Source organism: Lentzea sp. NPDC060358 (assembly GCF_042725365.1).
In the GTDB taxonomy this organism is placed as follows: domain Bacteria; phylum Actinomycetota; class Actinomycetes; order Mycobacteriales; family Pseudonocardiaceae; genus Lentzea.
The window spans coordinates 12,803-30,464 of record NZ_JBHXCW010000084.1 but is presented as its reverse complement, the minus strand read 5'-3'; the positions used below and the strand labels follow the sequence as shown (position 1 = coordinate 30,464).

At 71.0% G+C, this 17,662-nt stretch carries 19 protein-coding genes; 1 reads left to right on the top strand and 18 read right to left on the bottom strand.

Annotated features, from left to right (window positions below):
* The 17 genes from ACFWGZ_RS19550 to ACFWGZ_RS19470 all read right to left on the bottom strand — a co-directional run.
* Positions 1-84, bottom strand: an 84-nt coding sequence (locus tag ACFWGZ_RS19550; RefSeq protein ID WP_382452946.1) for a 30S ribosomal protein bS22, incomplete at its 3' end; no start/stop codon positions are given.
* 131 nt (positions 85-215) lie between these two features.
* Positions 216-428 carry a helix-turn-helix domain-containing protein gene (locus ACFWGZ_RS19545; RefSeq protein WP_030477960.1) on the bottom strand — a complete coding sequence of 71 codons (213 nt, stop codon included), beginning with the start codon at positions 426-428 and terminating at the stop codon, positions 216-218.
* Positions 429-566: 138 nt separating this feature from the next.
* Complete coding sequence (proC, locus tag ACFWGZ_RS19540) at positions 567-1,376, bottom strand: pyrroline-5-carboxylate reductase (RefSeq protein ID WP_382452943.1); 810 nt, start codon at positions 1,374-1,376, stop codon at positions 567-569.
* Positions 1,377-1,397: 21 nt separating this feature from the next.
* Positions 1,398-2,180 carry a thioesterase family protein gene (locus ACFWGZ_RS19535; protein WP_382452942.1) on the bottom strand — a complete coding sequence of 261 codons (783 nt, stop codon included), beginning with the start codon at positions 2,178-2,180 and terminating at the stop codon, positions 1,398-1,400.
* Positions 2,177-3,073, bottom strand: coding sequence for a proline dehydrogenase family protein (locus ACFWGZ_RS19530; protein WP_382452941.1), 897 nt, complete (start codon positions 3,071-3,073; stop codon positions 2,177-2,179). Before ACFWGZ_RS19530 ends, ACFWGZ_RS19535 begins: the two co-directional genes overlap by 4 nt.
* A gap of 96 nt (positions 3,074-3,169) precedes the next feature.
* Entirely contained in the window at positions 3,170-3,943 is a 774-nt protein-coding gene (locus ACFWGZ_RS19525; RefSeq protein ID WP_382452945.1) for a sugar phosphate isomerase/epimerase family protein, read from the bottom strand.
* Positions 3,944-4,011: 68 nt separating this feature from the next.
* Positions 4,012-5,283, bottom strand: coding sequence for a hypothetical protein (locus ACFWGZ_RS19520; RefSeq protein WP_382452940.1), 1,272 nt, complete (start codon positions 5,281-5,283; stop codon positions 4,012-4,014).
* Complete coding sequence (locus tag ACFWGZ_RS19515; protein WP_382452939.1) at positions 5,283-6,263, bottom strand: hypothetical protein; 981 nt, start codon at positions 6,261-6,263, stop codon at positions 5,283-5,285. Before ACFWGZ_RS19515 ends, ACFWGZ_RS19520 begins: the two co-directional genes overlap by 1 nt.
* A 27-nt stretch (positions 6,264-6,290) precedes the next feature.
* Positions 6,291-6,971 (bottom strand): response regulator, encoded by a 681-nt coding sequence (locus tag ACFWGZ_RS19510; RefSeq protein ID WP_382452938.1) that lies wholly within the window; start codon positions 6,969-6,971, stop codon positions 6,291-6,293.
* The gene (locus ACFWGZ_RS19505; protein ID WP_382452937.1) at positions 6,968-8,137 is read right to left on the bottom strand and encodes a sensor histidine kinase; all 1,170 of its coding nucleotides are present in this window, start codon (positions 8,135-8,137) and stop codon (positions 6,968-6,970) included. Before ACFWGZ_RS19505 ends, ACFWGZ_RS19510 begins: the two co-directional genes overlap by 4 nt.
* A gap of 178 nt (positions 8,138-8,315) precedes the next feature.
* Positions 8,316-9,062: a phosphoglyceromutase gene (locus tag ACFWGZ_RS19500; RefSeq protein WP_382452936.1), complete on the bottom strand. Its 747-nt coding sequence runs from the start codon at positions 9,060-9,062 to the stop codon at positions 8,316-8,318.
* 221 nt (positions 9,063-9,283) lie between these two features.
* Complete coding sequence (locus ACFWGZ_RS19495; protein WP_382452935.1) at positions 9,284-10,849, bottom strand: 4-coumarate--CoA ligase family protein; 1,566 nt, start codon at positions 10,847-10,849, stop codon at positions 9,284-9,286.
* 397 nt (positions 10,850-11,246) lie between these two features.
* A complete protein-coding gene (locus ACFWGZ_RS19490) occupies positions 11,247-12,098 on the bottom strand; it encodes a DUF4349 domain-containing protein (protein WP_382452934.1) in 852 nt (283 codons plus the stop codon).
* Positions 12,099-12,158: 60 nt separating this feature from the next.
* The gene (locus ACFWGZ_RS19485; RefSeq protein WP_382452933.1) at positions 12,159-12,638 is read right to left on the bottom strand and encodes a YbjN domain-containing protein; all 480 of its coding nucleotides are present in this window, start codon (positions 12,636-12,638) and stop codon (positions 12,159-12,161) included.
* The gene (mshA, locus tag ACFWGZ_RS19480) at positions 12,635-13,882 is read right to left on the bottom strand and encodes a D-inositol-3-phosphate glycosyltransferase (protein WP_382452932.1); all 1,248 of its coding nucleotides are present in this window, start codon (positions 13,880-13,882) and stop codon (positions 12,635-12,637) included. The genes ACFWGZ_RS19485 and mshA overlap by 4 nt, the downstream gene beginning before the upstream one ends.
* Positions 13,879-14,643 (bottom strand): alpha/beta fold hydrolase, encoded by a 765-nt coding sequence (locus ACFWGZ_RS19475; protein ID WP_382452931.1) that lies wholly within the window; start codon positions 14,641-14,643, stop codon positions 13,879-13,881. Before ACFWGZ_RS19475 ends, mshA begins: the two co-directional genes overlap by 4 nt.
* Positions 14,644-14,686: 43 nt before the next feature.
* Positions 14,687-15,826 carry an Ig-like domain-containing protein gene (locus ACFWGZ_RS19470; protein ID WP_382452930.1) on the bottom strand — a complete coding sequence of 380 codons (1,140 nt, stop codon included), beginning with the start codon at positions 15,824-15,826 and terminating at the stop codon, positions 14,687-14,689.
* Positions 15,827-15,919: 93 nt separating this feature from the next.
* On the opposite strand from ACFWGZ_RS19470, the gene ACFWGZ_RS19465 reads away from it, so the two are divergent.
* Complete coding sequence (locus ACFWGZ_RS19465) at positions 15,920-16,651, top strand: SDR family NAD(P)-dependent oxidoreductase (RefSeq protein ID WP_382452929.1); 732 nt, start codon at positions 15,920-15,922, stop codon at positions 16,649-16,651.
* On the opposite strand, the gene ACFWGZ_RS19460 is transcribed toward ACFWGZ_RS19465, so the two are convergent.
* A complete protein-coding gene (locus ACFWGZ_RS19460) occupies positions 16,605-17,612 on the bottom strand; it encodes a hypothetical protein (protein WP_382452928.1) in 1,008 nt (335 codons plus the stop codon). The genes ACFWGZ_RS19465 and ACFWGZ_RS19460 overlap by 47 nt on opposite strands.
* Between the last annotated feature and the right edge of the window lie 50 nt (positions 17,613-17,662).

Sequence of the window (17,662 nt, the reverse complement as noted above, 5' to 3'; positions counted from 1 at the left end):
GCGCTGGACCCTGCTCTTGCGCAGCAGCTTGCGGTGCTTCTTCTTCGACATGCGCTTGCGGCGCTTCTTGATGACCGAGCCCATGCGGGTTCCTTAGCTCTAGACGTTGCTTTGACTGGCGCGCCCCAGCCTTGGCCGTGTCAAGCACGGCGCGCCGGTAAGCACGATCGGCCTACCAGTCTACCCGGCGGGGTTCGCCAGCCTTCAGCAGCCTTCTAGCCGGCGTCGAAGTACGCGTTCTCGAGGTAGGCGTGCACCGCTTTCTCGGGCACCCGGAACGACTTGCCGACCCGCACCGCGGGCAGTTCTCCGGAGTGCACCAACCGGTACACGGTCATCTTCGAGACCCGCATCATCGAGGCCACTTCGGCCACGGTCAGGAACTGCACCTGAGCGAGACCTGTTCGTTCGTTCTCCTTCGCAGGCATGAATCACCGCATCCTTAGACACGTGTCGTGCCGCCGGTCTTCCCCACCGACGGATCGACACGCACGTGCTGCCCTTGAGAGTAGCGGGACTCGTGTGACTCCTGCGACGTCCAAGTGGGGCCGGTGCCCCCGACGTGGTCAGTCCTCGTGCTGCCGGCCCAGTTCGACGGACCTGTCGCGGGCCGACTCGATGGCCGCCAGCAGGGCCGCGCGGACGCCGTGCTTCTCCAGCTCGCGAATCGCCATGATCGTGGTGCCGGCGGGCGACGTGACCGCCTCGCGCAGGATGACGGGGTGGCTCGAGCCCTCGTCGAGCATCGTCGCCGCGCCCACCGCGGACTGGATGATGAGCTGCGAGGCCAGGTCGCGCGGGATGCCGAGCAGGATGCCCGCGTCGATCATCGCCTCGACCAGGAAGAAGAAGTACGCGGGACCCGAGCCGGACAGCGCCGTGACGGCGTCCTGCTGCGACTCCGGCACGACCGCGACCTTGCCGACGGTCGAGAGGAGCTCCTCGACGACCTCCAGGTGCTCCGGCGTGGCGTTGGAGCCGCCGGAGACGGCGCTCATGGCCGCGCCGACGACCATCGGCGTGTTGGGCATGACCCGCACCACCGGCGTGCCCTCGGGCAGCCTGCGCTCGAACAGCGCCGTCGGCAGGCCCGCGCAGAGCGAGACGACGAGCGCGCCGGGCTTGATCGCCGGCTTCAGCTCGGCGAGCAGCGGCTCGATGTCCTGCGGCTTGACCGCCACGACGAGCACGTCGGCCTTCTCGGCCGCGCCCGCGACCGTGACGGCCTCGAACCCGTACTGCTCGGTGAGCGAGCGCGCCCGGGACTCGTGCTTCTCCGTGAACATCAGGTCGGCGGCCGCGCGGCCGCCCTGCAGGAGCCCGGACAGCAGCGCCTCACCGATCTTGCCCGCGCCGAGGACCGCGATCTTCGTCATCGGACAAGTCTCACACAGGGCTCACACCGCGGGCGTCAACGCCAGCTGCCGCGCCTGGCACACGAGCCGCCCCGCCGAGTCGATCACCGTGGCGTCCTCGTCGAACCACTGCCCGTGCACCGCCTGGCAGGTGACGTGCAGCCGCAGCCACCCCGGCGCGGGCCGGGCCCGCAGCAACGCCGTCAGCTGCACCGTCGGCGACCAGCCGAAGCGGCCGAGGTTGAACGTCACCGGCATCGACAGGTCGCCCGCGAGCAGCGCGAAGTAGGGGTCCGGCTGCTCGTCGAGGGGCCGCGCCCACAGCTTGAGCGTCAGCGGCCCGTCCGTGCGGCGGTCGAGGAAGCTCGCGCTCTCCCGGTCCACCCGCAGGTCGCAGAGCGCGCCGACCTTGTAGGCGCCCCCGCTCGGGAACGTCGCCATCTCCACCGCACCGGGCGGCGGCGCGGCGGGCATCGCCGGCAGGTTCGCGTAGTCGGCGCGGTGCTCGGGGATGCGCCCCGTCGTCACCGAGGCCTCGACGCACACCTGGCCGCGCTGCTCCAGCGCCACCGCGACGACGGTCGCCGTCCGCCCCGACTTGCGCACGTCGGTCCTGATCAGCACCGGGCCGACCTCGGGCGCCCGCAGGAACTGCGCGGACACCGCGAGCGGGTCGCCGTTCGCGACCTGGGCGGCCGCCCGCGTCATCACGGCCAGCAGGAAGCCGCCGTGGGGTTTGGGCCCGACGGTCCACTCGGCGGGCAGGGACGCCGTGAACGTTCCGTCACCGAGGGACCGGACCGCGCTGGACTTCGAGAAGGTCATGAGCGGCTGGCCAGCGACCGCAGGAAGAAAGTCACGTTGGCAGGCCGTTCCGCAAGTCGCCGCATCAGATATCCGTACCACTGCTCGCCGTAGGGGACGTAGACCCGAGTGCCGAGGCGCTTCTGCTCCTCGGGCCGGATGCCGTAGAGCATCTGGTACTCGAACTCCGTTTTGTCATACCAGCGTGCCCTCTCCCCGATGATCTCGATCAGGCGGGGGTCGTGCGTGGCGAACATCGGGTACCCCTCGCCCGCGAGCAGCACGTTCGCGCACCGCACGTAGTTGAGGTCGACCTCGTGCGGGTCCTGGATCGCGACCTCGGGCGGCTCGGCGTAGGCCCCCTTGACGAGCCGGACCCGCGAGCCCGGCCCGGAGAGCTGCTCGCAGTCGTCGAGCGTGCGGTGCAGGTACGACTGCAGCACCGCGCCCACCCACGGCCACGTCCGGCGCAGCTCGTGCAGGACGCGGAGGGTGGAGTCGGTGGTGGTGTGGTCCTCCATGTCGAGGGTCACCGTCGTGCCGCACTGCTCCGCGGCCGCGCAGATCCGGCTCGCGTTCGTCAGGGCCCGCGACTCGTCCAGCGTCTGCCCGACCGCCGAGAGCTTGACGCTGACCTCGGCGTTCCGGGCCAGGCCCGCCGCGTGGAGGGCGTCGAGGAGCTCCAGGTAGGCCTGGACCGTCTTCTCGGCCTGGGCCCGCGTGGTGACGTCCTCGCCCAGGTGGTCGAGGGTCACCGGGAGGCCGAGCGCGCGCACCGCTTCGACGGCGGACCGCGTGGTCTCGCCGGCTACGAAGCGCTTCACCACGTCTCTGCTGATGGGGGCGGTGGCGACGAGGTGGTGGACCGTCTCGTTGCGAGACGCGGCCATGATCAACGCCCGCAGCGGGTTCACACCCGGAACCCTAACTCGCCGGTCGACTCACCGGGGGCGGGGTGCGGGGAGTTGCCGGGTCCGGCGGGTCCGGGTGTGGTCGTGCGGCGTCGGTCGTCAGCTCGACAGGCCGGGCCGCGGCTCGCCCGGGCGGCCCTGCGCGGGCCAGTCCAGGTGCAGGCGGGCGAACAGCAGCGCCTCCGCCAGCATCTCCCGCCGGGCGGCCGGGGACGCGGCGCGGCGGGTGTTGACCTCCAGCACGACCTGGCCGTCGAAGGCGCCCCTCGCCAGCTGCTCGCACAGTTCCGCGCAGGGCTGGGTGCCCCGGCCCGGGATCATGTGCTCGTCCTTCGGGGCGCCGGAGCCGTCCGCCAGGTGGACGTGGCGCAGGCCCTCGCCCATGCGCTTGGCCAGTTCCAGCGCGTCCATGTGGGCCGCGGCCGAGTGCGAGAGGTCGAGGGTGTAGTTGCGGTGGCCCACGTCGGTGGGGTCCACGGAGGGCTTGAAGGCGTTCATCTCCACCGAGCGGCCCCTGCCCAGGGGGCGGCGGACCGGGAACATGTTCTCCACCGCGATCGCTGTGCCGCTCTCGTCCTCCAGGGACGCGACCAGGTCCGCGAAGCCGTCCGCGTACTTGCGCTGCCAGCGGAACGGCGGGTGCAGGACCACGGTCGGGGCGTTCAGCTCGCCTGCCGCCTCCACCGCCCGGCGCAGGCGTTCGGACGGGTCCGGGGACCAGACCCGTTGCGAGATCAGCAGGCACGGGGCGTGCACGGCAAGGACCGGCATGCCCGAGCGGGCCGACAGGCGGCCGACCGCCCGGACGTCCTGCGACACCGGGTCGGCCCACACCATCAGTTCCACGCCGTCGTAGCCCAGGTCGGAGGCCATGTCGAACGCCGCTCCGGCGGGCTGCGGGTAGACCGACGCCGTCGAGAGCCCGACCGGGATGCGGGCGGTCAACTCTTCACCAGCAGCATCGCCGCTGGTGAGACTGTCACGATGAGGCCCACGAGCACGGCCAGGACGGTGGTCTGCAGGTCGTCCGCCCTGCGGATCTTGCGCACCAGCAGCACCAGGCCCACGGTCACCGCCAGCGCGACCACCAGCGCGGCGGCCGGGACCGCGCGCCACAGGTAGTTGAACGCGAGCCACAGGCCCGCGCCGCCGAGCACGCCGACGGCGAGCTGGCCGATCATGATCAGCCATTCCTTGCCGGCCGAGCGCTGGGGGCCCGCGTCGGGGTCGTCGTCGGCCTCGGCGACGTCGTCGAGGCCCGCGGGGCCCTCGTCGTCGTCCTCCTCGGTCTCCTCGTCCGCGAGGTAGTCGTCCTCGGCGCGGTAGGCGGCGTACTCCTGCGAGTCGTCGTCCACGTACGGGCCGGGGTGGGCCGCGGTCGACTCCATGGGCGGCATCGACAGCACGGTCCTGGCGGCCGGGTCGTCGTCGTCGCCGAACCACGCGTCGGGCTGGTTGTTCGGCAGCGGCTCCGGCAGCTTCGGCGGGGCCGGCGGCACGATCAGCACGGACTCGGTCTCGAGCCCGGCGATCTTGTCGACCGGCGCCTTCGCCGGGATGCGCGGGAGCTGCTCGGTCATCGCCTCGCGCGGGGGCATGCCGGGCTTGGGCGCCGGGGTCGGCATCTTCACCTGCGGCGGCGTCGGCCGCACGATGTTCGTGCGCGACGGCGAGCCGCTGTCGAGGCGCGAGCTCACGGCGTCCGGGCGCGGCAGGTCGGGACGCGACAGGTCGGGCCGGGACAGGTCCGACCGCGACGGCGCGTCGGCGCGGGCCACGTCCGGGCGCGGCAGGTCGGAGCGCGACGGCTGGTCGCGGACCTGCGGCACCTGCCGCGTCTGCTCCGCCGCGGCGGGCGGTGGCGTCGGTGCCGGTCTGCGGACCTGCGGCGGCTGCGCGGCCGGGGGGACGGGCGGCTTCGGCTGGTAGGCCGTGCGCTCGTTCACCGCGGGCGGGGCTGCCGGGGGTTCGGGTGCCGCGCGACGGCCGGCCGGGGGCACGGCGTCGTCGCGGATCGCCATCAGCCGGCCGCTGTCGGACAGGACCCGCTCGATGATCGTCTGGGGGGCGGTCTCCGGCTGCTGGACGTCTTCCGAGTCGTCTTCAGCACGGCGGCGTCGCCGACGTGGCGCACTCTCTGCGCTGCCCCCGTACTGGGCGAGCAGCTCAGCGACGGTGCGCTGCGTCTGGTCCGATCCGCTCTCTCGACTCATCAACTCCACCGTGCCCCGGACTGTCCAGTCCGTCCAGTATCGCTCTGGTCCGTCCCATCAGTGTGGTCCAGCCGCCTGAGGATGACACCCTCCCGGAGCGCCCACGGGCAAATCTCCAGCTGCGTGAGTGACAGGGCTCGCATCGTTGCCTCCGCGACCAGCGCGCCCGCCAGGAGCTGGTGTGCGCGCGAAGTGCTCACGCCCTCCAGCTCGGCGAGGTCACCGGCCGACATCCGGGAGATGAACGCGATCAGCTGCCGCAGGCCCGCGTCGGTGAGCACTCGGCGTGCCCTGGGCCCGGCAGACGATGGCGCGGCCCCGGTGAGCCGCGCCAGCGTTCGGAAAGTTTTTGAGGTCGCAACCACCCGATCGGGTTCCCCCGCGCGTTTCAGCTTCCGCGCCACGGGCGCGAGCTGGTCGGCGAGCCAGTCGGTGGTCTCGCGGACCTCCGAGCGCCGGGGCGGGTCCTTCTTGAACCGGGTCCTGGTGAGCCGGCCCGCGCCCAGGGGCACGGAGAAGGCCAGATCGGGGTTCTCGTCACGGCCGATGGCGAGCTCCAGGGAGCCGCCGCCGATGTCGAGGGACAGCAGCTTGCCCGCGGACCAGCCGTACCAGCGGCGGACCGCGAGGAAGGTGTACTTCGCCTCGTCCTCGCCCGACAGGACCTTGAGGTCCACGCCGGTCTCGGTGCGCACCCGGTCGAGCACTTCGGCGGAGTTGCCCGCCTCGCGCACGGCCGAGGTCGCGAACGCCATCAGGTCCTCGCAGCCGGACCGCACCGCCGACGCCTTCGCGGCGGCCACGGCACGAACCAGCTGGTCAGCACCTGCTTTGGAGAGCTGACCCTTGGCGTCCAGCTGCTCCGCCAGACGCAGGATCGTCTTCTCGGACGTCGTCGGGATGGGGTGGGCACCACGATGCGCGTCCACCACGAGGAGGTGGACGGTGTTGGAACCCACGTCTAGAACGCCCAGGCGCACGCCCGAAACGGTACCTGGTCGTGTCCGTCAGGACTCGAACTTGTAACCGAGACCCCTGACGGTCACCAGGTGGCGCGGTGCCGACGGGTCGGGTTCGATCTTCGAACGGAGCCGTTTGACGTGCACGTCCAGCGTTTTCGTGTCGCCCACGTAGTCGGCTCCCCACACGCGGTCGATCAGCTGGCCCCTGGTCAGGACGCGGCCGACGTTGCGCAGGAGGTACTCGAGGAGGTCGAACTCCTTGAGCGGGAGGCTGATGTCGCCGCCGCCGACGGTCACGACGTGGCGCTCCACGTCCATGCGGACCGGGCCGGCCTCCAGGATCTGCGGCAGCAGGTCCTCGGACTCGCCGCCGCGGCGCAGCACGGCGCGGATGCGGGCGATGAGCTCGCGGGCCGAGTAGGGCTTGGTGACGTAGTCGTCGGCGCCGAGCTCGAGGCCCACGACCTTGTCGATCTCGCTGTCGCGCGCGGTCACCATGATCACGGGGACGGCGGAGCGCTGGCGCAGCTGCTTGCACACGTCGGTGCCGCTCATGCCGGGCAGCATCAGGTCGAGCAGCACGATGTCGGCGCCGTTGCGGTCGAACTCCTCCAGCGCCTCCTGGCCGGTGGCCGCGAGGGCCGCGGTGAACCCCTCCTTGCGCAGCAGGAAGGCGAGCGGATCGGCGAAGGACTCCTCGTCCTCCACGATGAGCACCCTGGTCACAGCTCTCCTCCAGTGTCACCCGCGCCGGTGGGGACGAGGGTCGGGTTGGGTTCGGCCGCCGCGGCCGGGAGCCGCAGCGTGAAGGTGGAGCCCGTTCCCGGCAGGCTCCACAGCTTCACCTCGCCGCCGTGGTTGGCGGCGACGTGCTTGACGATGGCGAGCCCCAGACCAGTGCCGCCGGTCGCGCGCGACCGCGCCTTGTCGACGCGGTAGAAGCGTTCGAAGACGCGGTGCTGCTGGTCCTCGGCGATGCCGATGCCGCGGTCGGTCACGGCGATCTCGACGTGGCCGTCCACGAGCCGGCGGCTCACGCTCACCGGGCTGCCGGGCGGCGAGTACGCCACGGCGTTGTCCAGGAGGTTCGTCAGCGCCGTGACCAGCAGCGACCGGTCGCCGGGCACGACGAACCCGCTCGGTTCGTCGGTGGTGATCGAGATGTCGACCGACTCGGCGGCGAGCTTGGACCGCGACAGCGCCTCGTTGACCACGACGTCGATCTCGGTGTCGGAGAGCTCCGGCAGCTTCTCGGCGCCCTGCAGGCGCGACAGCGCGATCAGCTCGGTGACGAGCGTGCCGAGGCGGGTGGCCTCCTGCATGATCTTCGCGCTGAAGCGGCGGACCTCCTCCTGGTCGTCGCTCGCGTCCAGCACGGCCTCCGCCAGCAGCGCGAGCGCGCCGACCGGCGTCTTCAGCTCGTGGCTGACGTTGGCCACGAAGTCGCGCCGCGTCTTCTCCAGCCGCACGGCCTCGGACTCGTCGGTCGCGTCCACGACCGTGAAGCCCTCGGTGAGCAGCCGCACCTCGGCGTGGACGGCGGCGGGCTGGCGCCCCCTGGTCCCCTCCGCGGGCGAGAGGTCGACGTAGACGACCTCGTTGCTGTCCCGGACGGCCTCGGCCGCCTTGCGCGCGCGGTCGTCGACGCGGTTGTTGCGGACGACGCCCAGCTCTTCCGACCTCGGGTTGTGCAACACGACGTCACCGAAGTGGTTCAGCACCACGATGCCGTCGTGCGAGTCCTCGACGATCCGCTGCATCAGGTCCGCGACCGTGAGGCCCGCGGGGGCCTTCGGCGTGCGGGGGGCGGTGAAGCGGCCAACGAGGAAACCGGCGAGCACGCCGATGAGCGCGACGCCGATCGACACAGCGAGGTAACCCGTTGTGGTCACGAAACGAATGGTAAGCAGCTCAGAGGTGTCCTGGCCTAGAGCGGAAGCGTGAACCGTGATGCCCGTGACACCTCAGTGGACGGTTGTTCCCACCCTGGTCAGACGCCGTTCACCCAACCGTGTCCAAACGCGCGGAAAGGCGCACCCGGCAGCCGGGTGCGCCTTTCTCCGAACGCTCTCAGCGGCCCTGGTTCGCGACCGCCGCGATGGCGTCCTTCGCGGCGTCGGGGTCGAGGTACTCGCCGCCCGGCTTGACGGGCTTGAGGTCCTCGTCGAGGTCGTAGCGCAGCGGGATGCCGGTCGGGATGTTGAGGCCCGCGATGGCCTCGTCGGAGATGCCGTCGAGGTGCTTCACGAGCGCGCGCAGCGAGTTGCCGTGCGCGGCCACGAGCACGGTCTTGCCGGAGCGCAGGTCCGGCACGATCGACGACTCCCAGTACGGGATCATCCGCTTCACGACGTCGAGCAGGCACTCGGTCAGCGGCAGGTCCGGCCCGAGGCCCGCGTAGCGCGGGTCGGTGTCCTGGCTGAACTCCGAGCCGGGCTCGATGGGCGGCGGCGGGGTGTCGTAGGACCGGCGCCAGAGCATGAACTGCTCCTCGCCGAACTCCTCGAGCGTCTGCTTCTTGTTCTTGCCCTGCAACGCGCCGTAGTGGCGCTCGTTGAGGCGCCAGTCGCGCTTGACCGGGATCCAGTGGCGGTCGGCGGCGTCGAGCGCGAGGTTCGCGGTCATGATCGCGCGGCGCATGAGGCTCGTGTGCAGGATCTCCGGCAGGACGCCGGCCTCCTTGAGCAGCAGGCCGCCGCGGCGGGCCTCCTTCTCGCCCTTCTCCGACAGGGGAACGTCCACCCAGCCGGTGAACAGGTTCTCCGCGTTCCACGTGCTCTCGCCGTGGCGGAGCAGCACCAAGGTTCCGACAGACATGGCGGCTAGCCTGCCATGCCGGGTGCGTCCCCGTACCCCGGCGGGGCGGCGTGATCCGCGCCATGTTCCTCGTGCCGTCGGCGCGGGACCTGCTCTTCAAGCTGGTGCGACGCGACGGGGTCGTGTCGGAGCGCGCCGGTGCGCTGGTCATGGCGAGGCCGGGACGAACTCAAGGGGACGGCCCCGGCGGTGATTCGCCGGGGCCGTCGCATCTTCGCTGCTCAGGCCTGTTCGCGCGCCCGGAGGTCCTTGCGCAGGATCTTGCCCGCCGCCGACTTCGGGATCGCCTCGATGAACTCCACCACGCGCACCTTCTTGTGCGGCGCCACGTGCGAGGCCACGAACGCCATCACCGCGGCGTCGTCGATCGAGGACCCCGCCTGCCGCACCACGAACGCCTTCGGGATCTCCTCGCCGTCGGAGTCCTTCACGCCGATGACCGCCGCGTCGGCGATCTCCTCGTGGGTCAGGAGCACGGCCTCGAGCTCGGCCGGCGGGACCTGGTAGCCCTTGTACTTGATCAGTTCCTTGACGCGGTCGACGATCGAGACGATGCCGCCCTCGTCGATCACGGCCACGTCGCCGGTGTGCAGCCAGCCCTCCGCGTCGAGGGTGGCGGCGGTGGCCTCCGGGTTGTTCAGGTAGCCCTTCATGACGTTCGGGCCCCTGCACCACAGCTCGCCGCGTTCGCCCACGCCCACGTCGTCGCCGGTGGCCGGGTCGACCAGGCGGCACTCCAGGTTCGGGATGATCACACCGACGGTGCCGACCGAGATGTCGTCGCGGCCGTCCGGGATGGCGTGGCTGACCGGCGACATCTCCGTCATGCCATAGCCCTGCACGACCCGGCAGCCGATGCGCTTGCGCACGGCGGCGGCCAGGTCCTCGTCCAGCGGCGCCGCGCCCGAGAAGAGGGTCTTGAGCGGCGAGAGGTCGTAGTTGTCGACGATCGGGTGCTTCGCCAGGGCGACGGCGACCGGCGGGGCGATGTAGACGCGATCGGTCTTGTGTTCCGCGATGGCCCGGAGGAACTCCGGCAGGTCGAACTTCGGCAGCGTCACGACGACACCGCCGATGTAGAGACCGGCGTTCATCAACACCTGCATGCCGTAGATGTGGAAGAACGGCAGCACGGCGAGGATCCGGGTGTGCTCCCCGGCTTCGGCCATGATCGGGTCGCACTGCTTGATGTTCGCGACCAGGTTCCGGTGGGTCAGCATCACGCCCTTGGGCAGGGCGGTCGTGCCGGACGAGTACGGCAGCACCGCCACGTCCTCCGACGGGTTGATCTCGACCGACGGCACCGGGTGGTCGTTCGCCAGCAGCTCCGGCAGCGACGGGTAGCCCTCGGCGCCGTCGAGCACGACGACGTCGGTGACGCCGGCCTTCGCGGCGCCGGGAGCGGCGTTGGGGAGCAGGACCGAGACCGTGAACAGCATCTTCGCGCCCGCGTCGTGCAGCTGGTGCGCGACCTCGTCGGGCGTGTAGAGCGCGTTGATCGTGGTCGCGGTGGCGCCCGCGCGCAGGATGCCGTGGAACACGACGGCGTAGTAGGGCGTGTTCGGGCTCAGGATGCCGACCACGTCGCCCTTGCCGATGCCGCGCGCGGCCAGCGCGGCGGCCATGCGGTCGACGGCGCCGGCGAGCTGGCCGTACGTCATCGACGCACCGGACATGCCGTCGATCAGCGCAACCCGGTCCGCACGGTCGGAGAGGTCTCCGAACAACAGCTGGTGCAGCGACACGTCGGGGATCTCGACGTCGGGGAACGGACTGCGGAAGACCATGCGGCGACCTCACTCACTCTTGCCAACCAGCCTGTTGGCTCATCGTGATCCAGCCCACTGGGGAGGTCAAGGTCATCCTGATCGCTACAGAGACGTTACTTAGCGCGACTAAATACACTCGAATGGAGCAATACAATCACTTGTGATCGCAAGGACGTATCTGGGAAGTTGATACCGCCTCCGCGAGTCGGCTCCCACGCTTACTCGACGAGCGCGAGGCACATGCGCGGTTCGTCGTCCCCCGTCGGATCGCGCGGCCCGCTTGGGATCCGCAGGCTCCCCCCGTCCACGGATCCACTGCAGCGGGGACCTTTGACGCGGGACGGCTCGATGCGACTCCCCCTCTCTCCCGAGCCGTTCCGCGCATCACCCAAGGCACACTCTCAGTAGAACTGGATCATGCTGCTTCGTTCATTCGAGTGACACGCTTCCGGCGGCGCAGCAGGTAGACCACCACCGCCGCAGGCACCCCGAGGAACACCACGAACGGGAGCACCGCGCCGACGGCGACCAGAACCCCGCCCAGCACCGCGAGCAACGCGTCCCAGCCGCCCGCCAGCGCGCTGAGGAACCCGGCCTTCTCCGGCTCCGGCGGCGCGATCGGCGTCGTCGCCACCTGCACGGTCAGCGTCGCGAGCGCGACCTTGCCCTTCAGCGTCTCGCTGCGCCGCTGCATCGACTCGAGCTCGGCCTGCCGCTTGGTCAGCTCCGACTCGACCTGCGCGATCTCGGCCGTCGTCCCCGCGCGCTCGAACAGCACCCGCAACCGGTCCACGCTGGCCTTCTGCGTCGCGATCCGCGCCTCGACGTCCACGAGCTGGTCGGTGACGTCCTCGCTGCGCACCTCGCTGCGCGTCACCTCGCCGACGCCCGCCAGGTCCCGCACGACGCGGTCCAGCTCGGCCGAGGGCACCCGCACGGTCACCGAGCCCGACTTCTTGGTCGAGTTCTCCTGCCCCGCGAACCCGCCGACGGCCGTCGCCCGGTTCTTGATCTCGCCGATCGCCCTGAGCACGTCGTCGGCGCGCAGGTCGACCGTGGCCGTGCGGACGAGCTGCCGCTCCTGCTCCTGCACCGGCTGCACGGCCGCCTGGCCGGTGTTCTCCTGCTGCGGCGTCTTCTGCTGCGCCGCCTGTGGCGGAGCGGCAGCGTCCTTCGCCGACGTCCCGCTCCCGCTCATGTCGCTGCTGCACCCCGCCGAAACCAGGGCCAGCAACGCGACTCCCACCCACAGCACTGGTCTACGCATGCCGGTGGGACGGGACGAGCCGGACGCGGAGTTGCCGCGGAAGCCGAAACGAGTCGGCGGCTACTCCGAAACGAGATGTTGGAACGCCTGCAGGTTCGCGAGCGACTCGCCCCGCGACACCCGCCACGCCCACTCCCGGCGGATCGCGTCGGCGAACCCGATCTCGAGCAGCGGGTTGAAGTCGCCGTCCGCCGCCTCCAGCACCTGCCCGAGCACGCGGTCCAGCTCGTCGGGCGTCACGGCGTGCTTGCCGACCCGTCCGATGAGATAGATGTCCCCCTCGGCGTCGATCGTGTAGTGCACGCCGTAGAGCCGGGCGTTGCGGCGCAGCAGGAACCGGTAGACGTCCTCGAACGCCTGGTCCGGCCGCCGGCAGACGAACGCCTCGACGACGAGCGCGTGCGAGGTCTCGACCAGCCACACGTTGGTCTGCAGCTTCTTCGTGCCCGGCAGCGTCACGAAGAACTTGCCCGGCTCGCGCCGGTCGTACCCGAGCTCCCGCTCGTCGAGGAACTCCTTGATGACAGCGTCGACGCTCAAGCGAAAACCTCCCGGCGGAACACGTCTGCCGCCTCCTGGTACCCCGCCAGCAGCGAGTCAGTCGTGCGGTCCCACGAGAAGCGTCGCGCATGACCGACGGCGTTGCTCGCCAGGTGCTCCCGCTGCGGCAGCGCCACCCCGCAGATCGCCTCGGCCCACTCGCCCGGTTCGTGGCCGTGCACGAGCACCCCGGAGATCCCGTCGTTGACGGCCACCGGCAGCCCGCCGACGGCCGCCGCGACCACCGGGGTCCCGCAGGCCTGCGCCTCCAGGGCGACCAGCCCGAACGACTCGTTGTGGCTCGGCACCGCCACCAGGTCCGCCGCCCGGTAGACCCGCGCGAGCGCGGCTCCCGGCTGCGGCGGCAGGAACCGGACCACGTCCGCTATCCGCAGCTGGACGGCCAGCTCCTCGAGCGCCTTCGGCCGTTCCACGCCGCTGCCCGACGGGCCGCCGACGATCAGCACCACGAGCTTCGAGCGCAGTCCCGGGTCGCGCACCAGCATCTCCGCGGCGGCCCTGAGCAGCACGTCGGGGGCCTTCAGCGGCTGGATCCTGCCGACGAACGCCAGCACGACCGCGTCCTGCCCGATGCCGAGCTCCTGGCGGGCCGCGCGCTGGTCGCCGGGCGTGAACCGGTCGAGGTCCACCCCCGGCGGCACGACGGCGACCTTGGCGGCGTCGGCGTCGTAGAGCTTGACCAGCTCGGCGGCCTCGATGTCGGTGTTCGCGACGAGCCGGTCCGACTCGGCGACGACCTGCTCCTCGCCGATCACCCGCATCCTGGGCTCCGGCGTGTCGCCCGCGGCCATCGCCAGGTTCTTCACCTTGGCCAGCGTGTGGGCGGTGTGCACGAGCGGCACGCCCCACCGCTCCCGCACGAGCCAGCCGACCTGCCCGGACAGCCAGTAGTGCGAGTGGATGGCGTCGTAGTAGCCGGGCTCGTGCCGGGCCTCGGCGCGCAGGACGCCGGCCGAGAACGCGCAGAGCTGACCGGGCAGCTCCTCCTTGCCGAGCCCCTCGAACGGGCCGGCGACGACGTTGCGCACCCGCACGCCCGGCGCCAGCTCGACCACGGGCGGCAGCTCGGACGACGTGGCGCGGGTGAAGATCTCCACCTCGACGCCCCGCTGCGCCATCCTGGTGGCCGTCTGGACGATGTAGACGTTCATTCCGCCCGCGTCACCCGTGCCGGGCTGTTCGAGCGGCGAGGTGTGCAGCGAGAGCACCGCGACGCGCCTCACCGGGCGACCCGCGCCAGGTCGGCGGCGAACCGCTCGGGCCGCTCGAGGAAGGGGGCGTGCGCGGTGTCGGGATACAGGCTCAACTCGGCTCCGGGGATCAGGGCGGCGGAGTGCTCGGCGGCGGCAGGGGCCACCACTTCGTCTTGAGTTCCGTGCACCACCAGGGTCGGCACGTCGACGGCGGTCAGCACGTCAGCGCTGCCCACATCCCTGCGGAACAGCTCACCTCGCACTTTATGGCTCACGGACGTCGCGGCGGCTGTGAGTTCGCCGACCGTCGCCTCGGGCAGACCGGGCGCCATGGCGCGGCAGAACTCGGCCATCGCCTCGTCGTCGGTGATCGCGCCGGGCAGCGCGGCCCGCATCACGGGCCCGATGGCGCCTCCGGGGCGGCCGCGGCCGATCTCGGTGATGGCGCTCACGAACACGAGCGCCGTGACGCCGGCGGTGCCGTGGAAGCGCAGGTAGTCGGCGATCACGAGGCCGCCGTAGGACCACCCGACGAGCGTCGCGGGGCCGGTGTGGCCGAGCACCGCCTCCAGGTCCGCGGCCCACCGCGCGGAGTCCCGGTAGTCGCCGAAGTCGTCGGACTCGCCGTGTCCTCGCAGGTCGACGGCGTACGTGTGGAAGCCGGGGAGGTCCCAGACGGCTCCCGTCTGCGCCCAGCCGTGGAGCAGGACCACCGGCGGCGCGCCGTCCGGGCCTGATTCACGGACGGCCAGTCGTCCCCCGCCGGCCGCCGTCACGTGTGTCAGATGCACACATGCGCAAACGACCTGGCAGGGGGCCGCATTCCCGCCTGTCCTACTTGACGGCGGACTTGCCCTTCCACTGGTCCCACGGGATCTGCCAGTCGTACCAGTCGAACTGGGCCGGCAGCGTGGTGATCGAGCCGGTCACCTCGACCGGGTCGCCGACCAGCGCCGAGTCGTAGTACGCCTTCGCGTCGGCCTCCAGCAGGTTCGCGCAGCCGTGCGAGGTGTTGTTCGAGCCGATGTTGCTCGCGTTGTCGTTGTTCTCGTGGATGAACTCGCCGTGGTTGGAGAACCGCACGGCCCACTTCTTCACGACGTTGGTGTAGCCGTAGCGCGGGTTGTCGAACGAGAACGTGTCGTTCTTCGACATCACGACGAACGTGCCGTTCGGCGTGGTGAGCTCCGGGTCGGCGTCCTTGCCGAACGACGCCGGGTAGTCGGCGACCTGCGCGCCGTTGCGGAACACCTTGAGCCGGTGCGTCGGGTTGTCGATCTTCACGACCTGGTTGCGGCCGATGGTGAAGTCGCTGGTCACGTCGGCCTTGCCGAACGCGCCGCCGCCGTAGTTGACGCCGTAGAGCTTCGCCTCGACCTTGATCGTGGTGTTCTCCGGCCAGTACTTCTCCGGCCGGTAGTGGACCTCCTGGGCGCTGAGCCAGGCCCACGAGCCGGTGACGTTCGCCGAGTTGGTGACCTTGAGGGCCTTCTCGACCGTCGCCTTGTCCTCGACCGGCGCCTCGAACTTGACCATGATCGGCGCCGCGACGCCGACGGTCTGGTTGTCGGACGGCCAGAGCGTCGCGCGGGTCTGCGAACCGGGCGCGACGGTCGTGAACGACCCCTTGAGCTCGACGGGCTTGCCGTCGGTGCCGACGGCCTTGCCGGAGTAGCTGTACGCCTTGCCGTAGCCCAGCGGCTCGGCGGTCGTCCAGCCCGACCTGTCCTCGGTCAGGGTGCCCTTGACGTCCTTGCCCTCCGGCGACTTCAGCGCGACGGACTCGAGCTTGCCGTCCACCACGGTGACCTGCACCGGGGTCGTGACCTGCACGTCCTTGGTGCCGTCGACCGGCGACAGGGTGACCTTCGCGGACGGCAGCGAGCTGTCCGCCTTGGGCGACCCCGCCTCGACACTCGAGCACCCGGTCAGCAGCGTCAGCCCGGCGACCAGCGCAGCAAGTGTTCTCTTCACGGTTTCGACCTCCCACACAACAGGACGTCCAGCACGACGGGATGGTGCGGGTGACGTCGGTCATACGCTGGTCGGCCGCCTACGATCGAGGCCGTGAATCGACCTGTCGCAGTAGTGACCGGAGCTAGCGCGGGCATCGGCGAGGCCACCGCGCGGCGGTTGGCCGCCGAGGGGTTCCACGTCGTGCTCGGTGCACGTCGTCTGGACCTCCTCCACGTTATCGCGAAGGAGATCGACGGGACGGCCATCGAGCTGGACGTCACCGACGAGACCTCCGTCGCGGCCTTCGCCGACCGGGTACCCCGCGCCAACGTGCTCGTGAACAACGCGGGCGGTGCCCGTGGTCTCTCGACCGTCGTGGAGGGGGATCCGCAGGAGTGGCGCTGGATGTGGGAGGCGAACGTCCTGGGCACCCTGCTGGTCACCAAGGCGTTCGTCCCGAAGCTGATCGCGTCCGGTGACGGGCACGTCGTGTCCGTGACCTCCGTCGCAGCACGTGACGCGTACGACAACGGCTCCGGCTACACGAGTGCCAAGCACGCGCAATCGGCGCTGCACCGGACGCTGCGCGGCGAGCTGCTCGGGCAGCCCGTGCGGATCACCGAGGTCCTGCCGGGCATGGTCGAGACCGAGTTCTCCGCCAACCGGTTCGGCGGCGACACCGAGCGCGCGGCCAAGGTCTACGAGGGACTCACGCCGCTCACCGCCGAGGACGTGGCGGACGTCATCGCGTTCGCGGTCACCCGGCCGCCGCACGTGAACCTGGACGAGATCGTGCTCAAGCCCCGCGCGCAGGCGTCCGCGACTCGGGTACACCGCGGGTGAGCAGCTCCACGTCGAGCTGGCGCAACACGGCCGCGACGGGGTTCGCGAACCCCGTCGGGCCGCTGCCCGCCACGTAGAGGCCCACGACCCGGTTGTCGGCGTCCACGAGCACCGCGCCGCTGTCGCCGTGGTCGCCGAAGCGCTCGGCCGAGTACACCCGGATCTGGTCGCGCAACGTGCGGACGCCGATGCCGCCGCCGAAGTCGAGCCGGACCGTCGCGTCGGTCGAGGTGATCACGCCGTGCGTGAGTTCGGTGGTGCGGCCGCGTTTGCGCACGGTCGAGCCGACCTCGGCCTCGGCGGTGCCGGTGAGCGCGCCGATGTCGACCACCTCGGCGCGCCAGGGCCTCGCGACCACCCGCAGTCCCGCGGCGGCCACCGAGCCCGCGAGCGCCGCGCGGTCGAGCACCGCGACGAGGTCGGCGCCGGCGACCCCGCCGTCCACTCTGGACGGGTGCAGGAACTCGTCGCCCACCGACCACGAGTCGTCGACGCAGCCGACGTGGAACGTGGTGAGCCCGAGCACGGTCCTGGGTTCCGCGCGGGTGACGACGAACGCCCCGAGCGTGCCGGCGATCACGTACTCGCCCGCCTTCTCCACCTCCGGCGGCACGACCCGGAACGACCGCGCGGGACCGATGCCGATGCCGCCGCGCAGCACCGGGTGCCGTTCCGCCGCAACGGTTTCCGCGGCACGGGTGACCATCGCGCGGTGCAGCACGATCGTCTCGGCGACGACGTCGGTCGGCACCCCGCCGACCTCCACCGGGATCTGCCGCGGGTGGCCGGGTCCCTTGGCGCACACGTAGACCACGATCGCGGCCCGGCCGGTCGGCATCCCGCCGGTGACCTTCTCGCCGATGTCGACGCCGATGACTCCCGGCCGGGAGAGGAACTCGTCCTCCACCATCCGCTTGACCGGCCTGATGACCGCCCTGGCGTTCTCGTCGAGGTTGCTCATGGCGACCTCCGTTCCCTCCACCCCAATGAAACACGCGGGGTAGCGGTTCG

Coding starts and splice junctions, on each gene's coding strand:
- ACFWGZ_RS19490 (WP_382452934.1), bottom strand. CDS start 12,098: ATGCGTAGACCAGTGCTGTGGGTGGGAGTCGCGTTGCTGGCCCTGGTT.
- proC (WP_382452943.1), bottom strand. CDS start 1,376: ATGACGAAGATCGCGGTCCTCGGCGCGGGCAAGATCGGTGAGGCGCTG.
- ACFWGZ_RS19500 (WP_382452936.1), bottom strand. CDS start 9,062: ATGTCTGTCGGAACCTTGGTGCTGCTCCGCCACGGCGAGAGCACGTGG.
- ACFWGZ_RS19460 (WP_382452928.1), bottom strand. CDS start 17,612: ATGAGCAACCTCGACGAGAACGCCAGGGCGGTCATCAGGCCGGTCAAG.
- ACFWGZ_RS19495 (WP_382452935.1), bottom strand. CDS start 10,849: ATGGTCTTCCGCAGTCCGTTCCCCGACGTCGAGATCCCCGACGTGTCG.
- ACFWGZ_RS19520 (WP_382452940.1), bottom strand. CDS start 5,283: ATGAGTCGAGAGAGCGGATCGGACCAGACGCAGCGCACCGTCGCTGAG.
- ACFWGZ_RS19545 (WP_030477960.1), bottom strand. CDS start 428: ATGCCTGCGAAGGAGAACGAACGAACAGGTCTCGCTCAGGTGCAGTTC.
- ACFWGZ_RS19535 (WP_382452942.1), bottom strand. CDS start 2,180: ATGACCTTCTCGAAGTCCAGCGCGGTCCGGTCCCTCGGTGACGGAACG.
- ACFWGZ_RS19525 (WP_382452945.1), bottom strand. CDS start 3,943: ATGGCCTCCGACCTGGGCTACGACGGCGTGGAACTGATGGTGTGGGCC.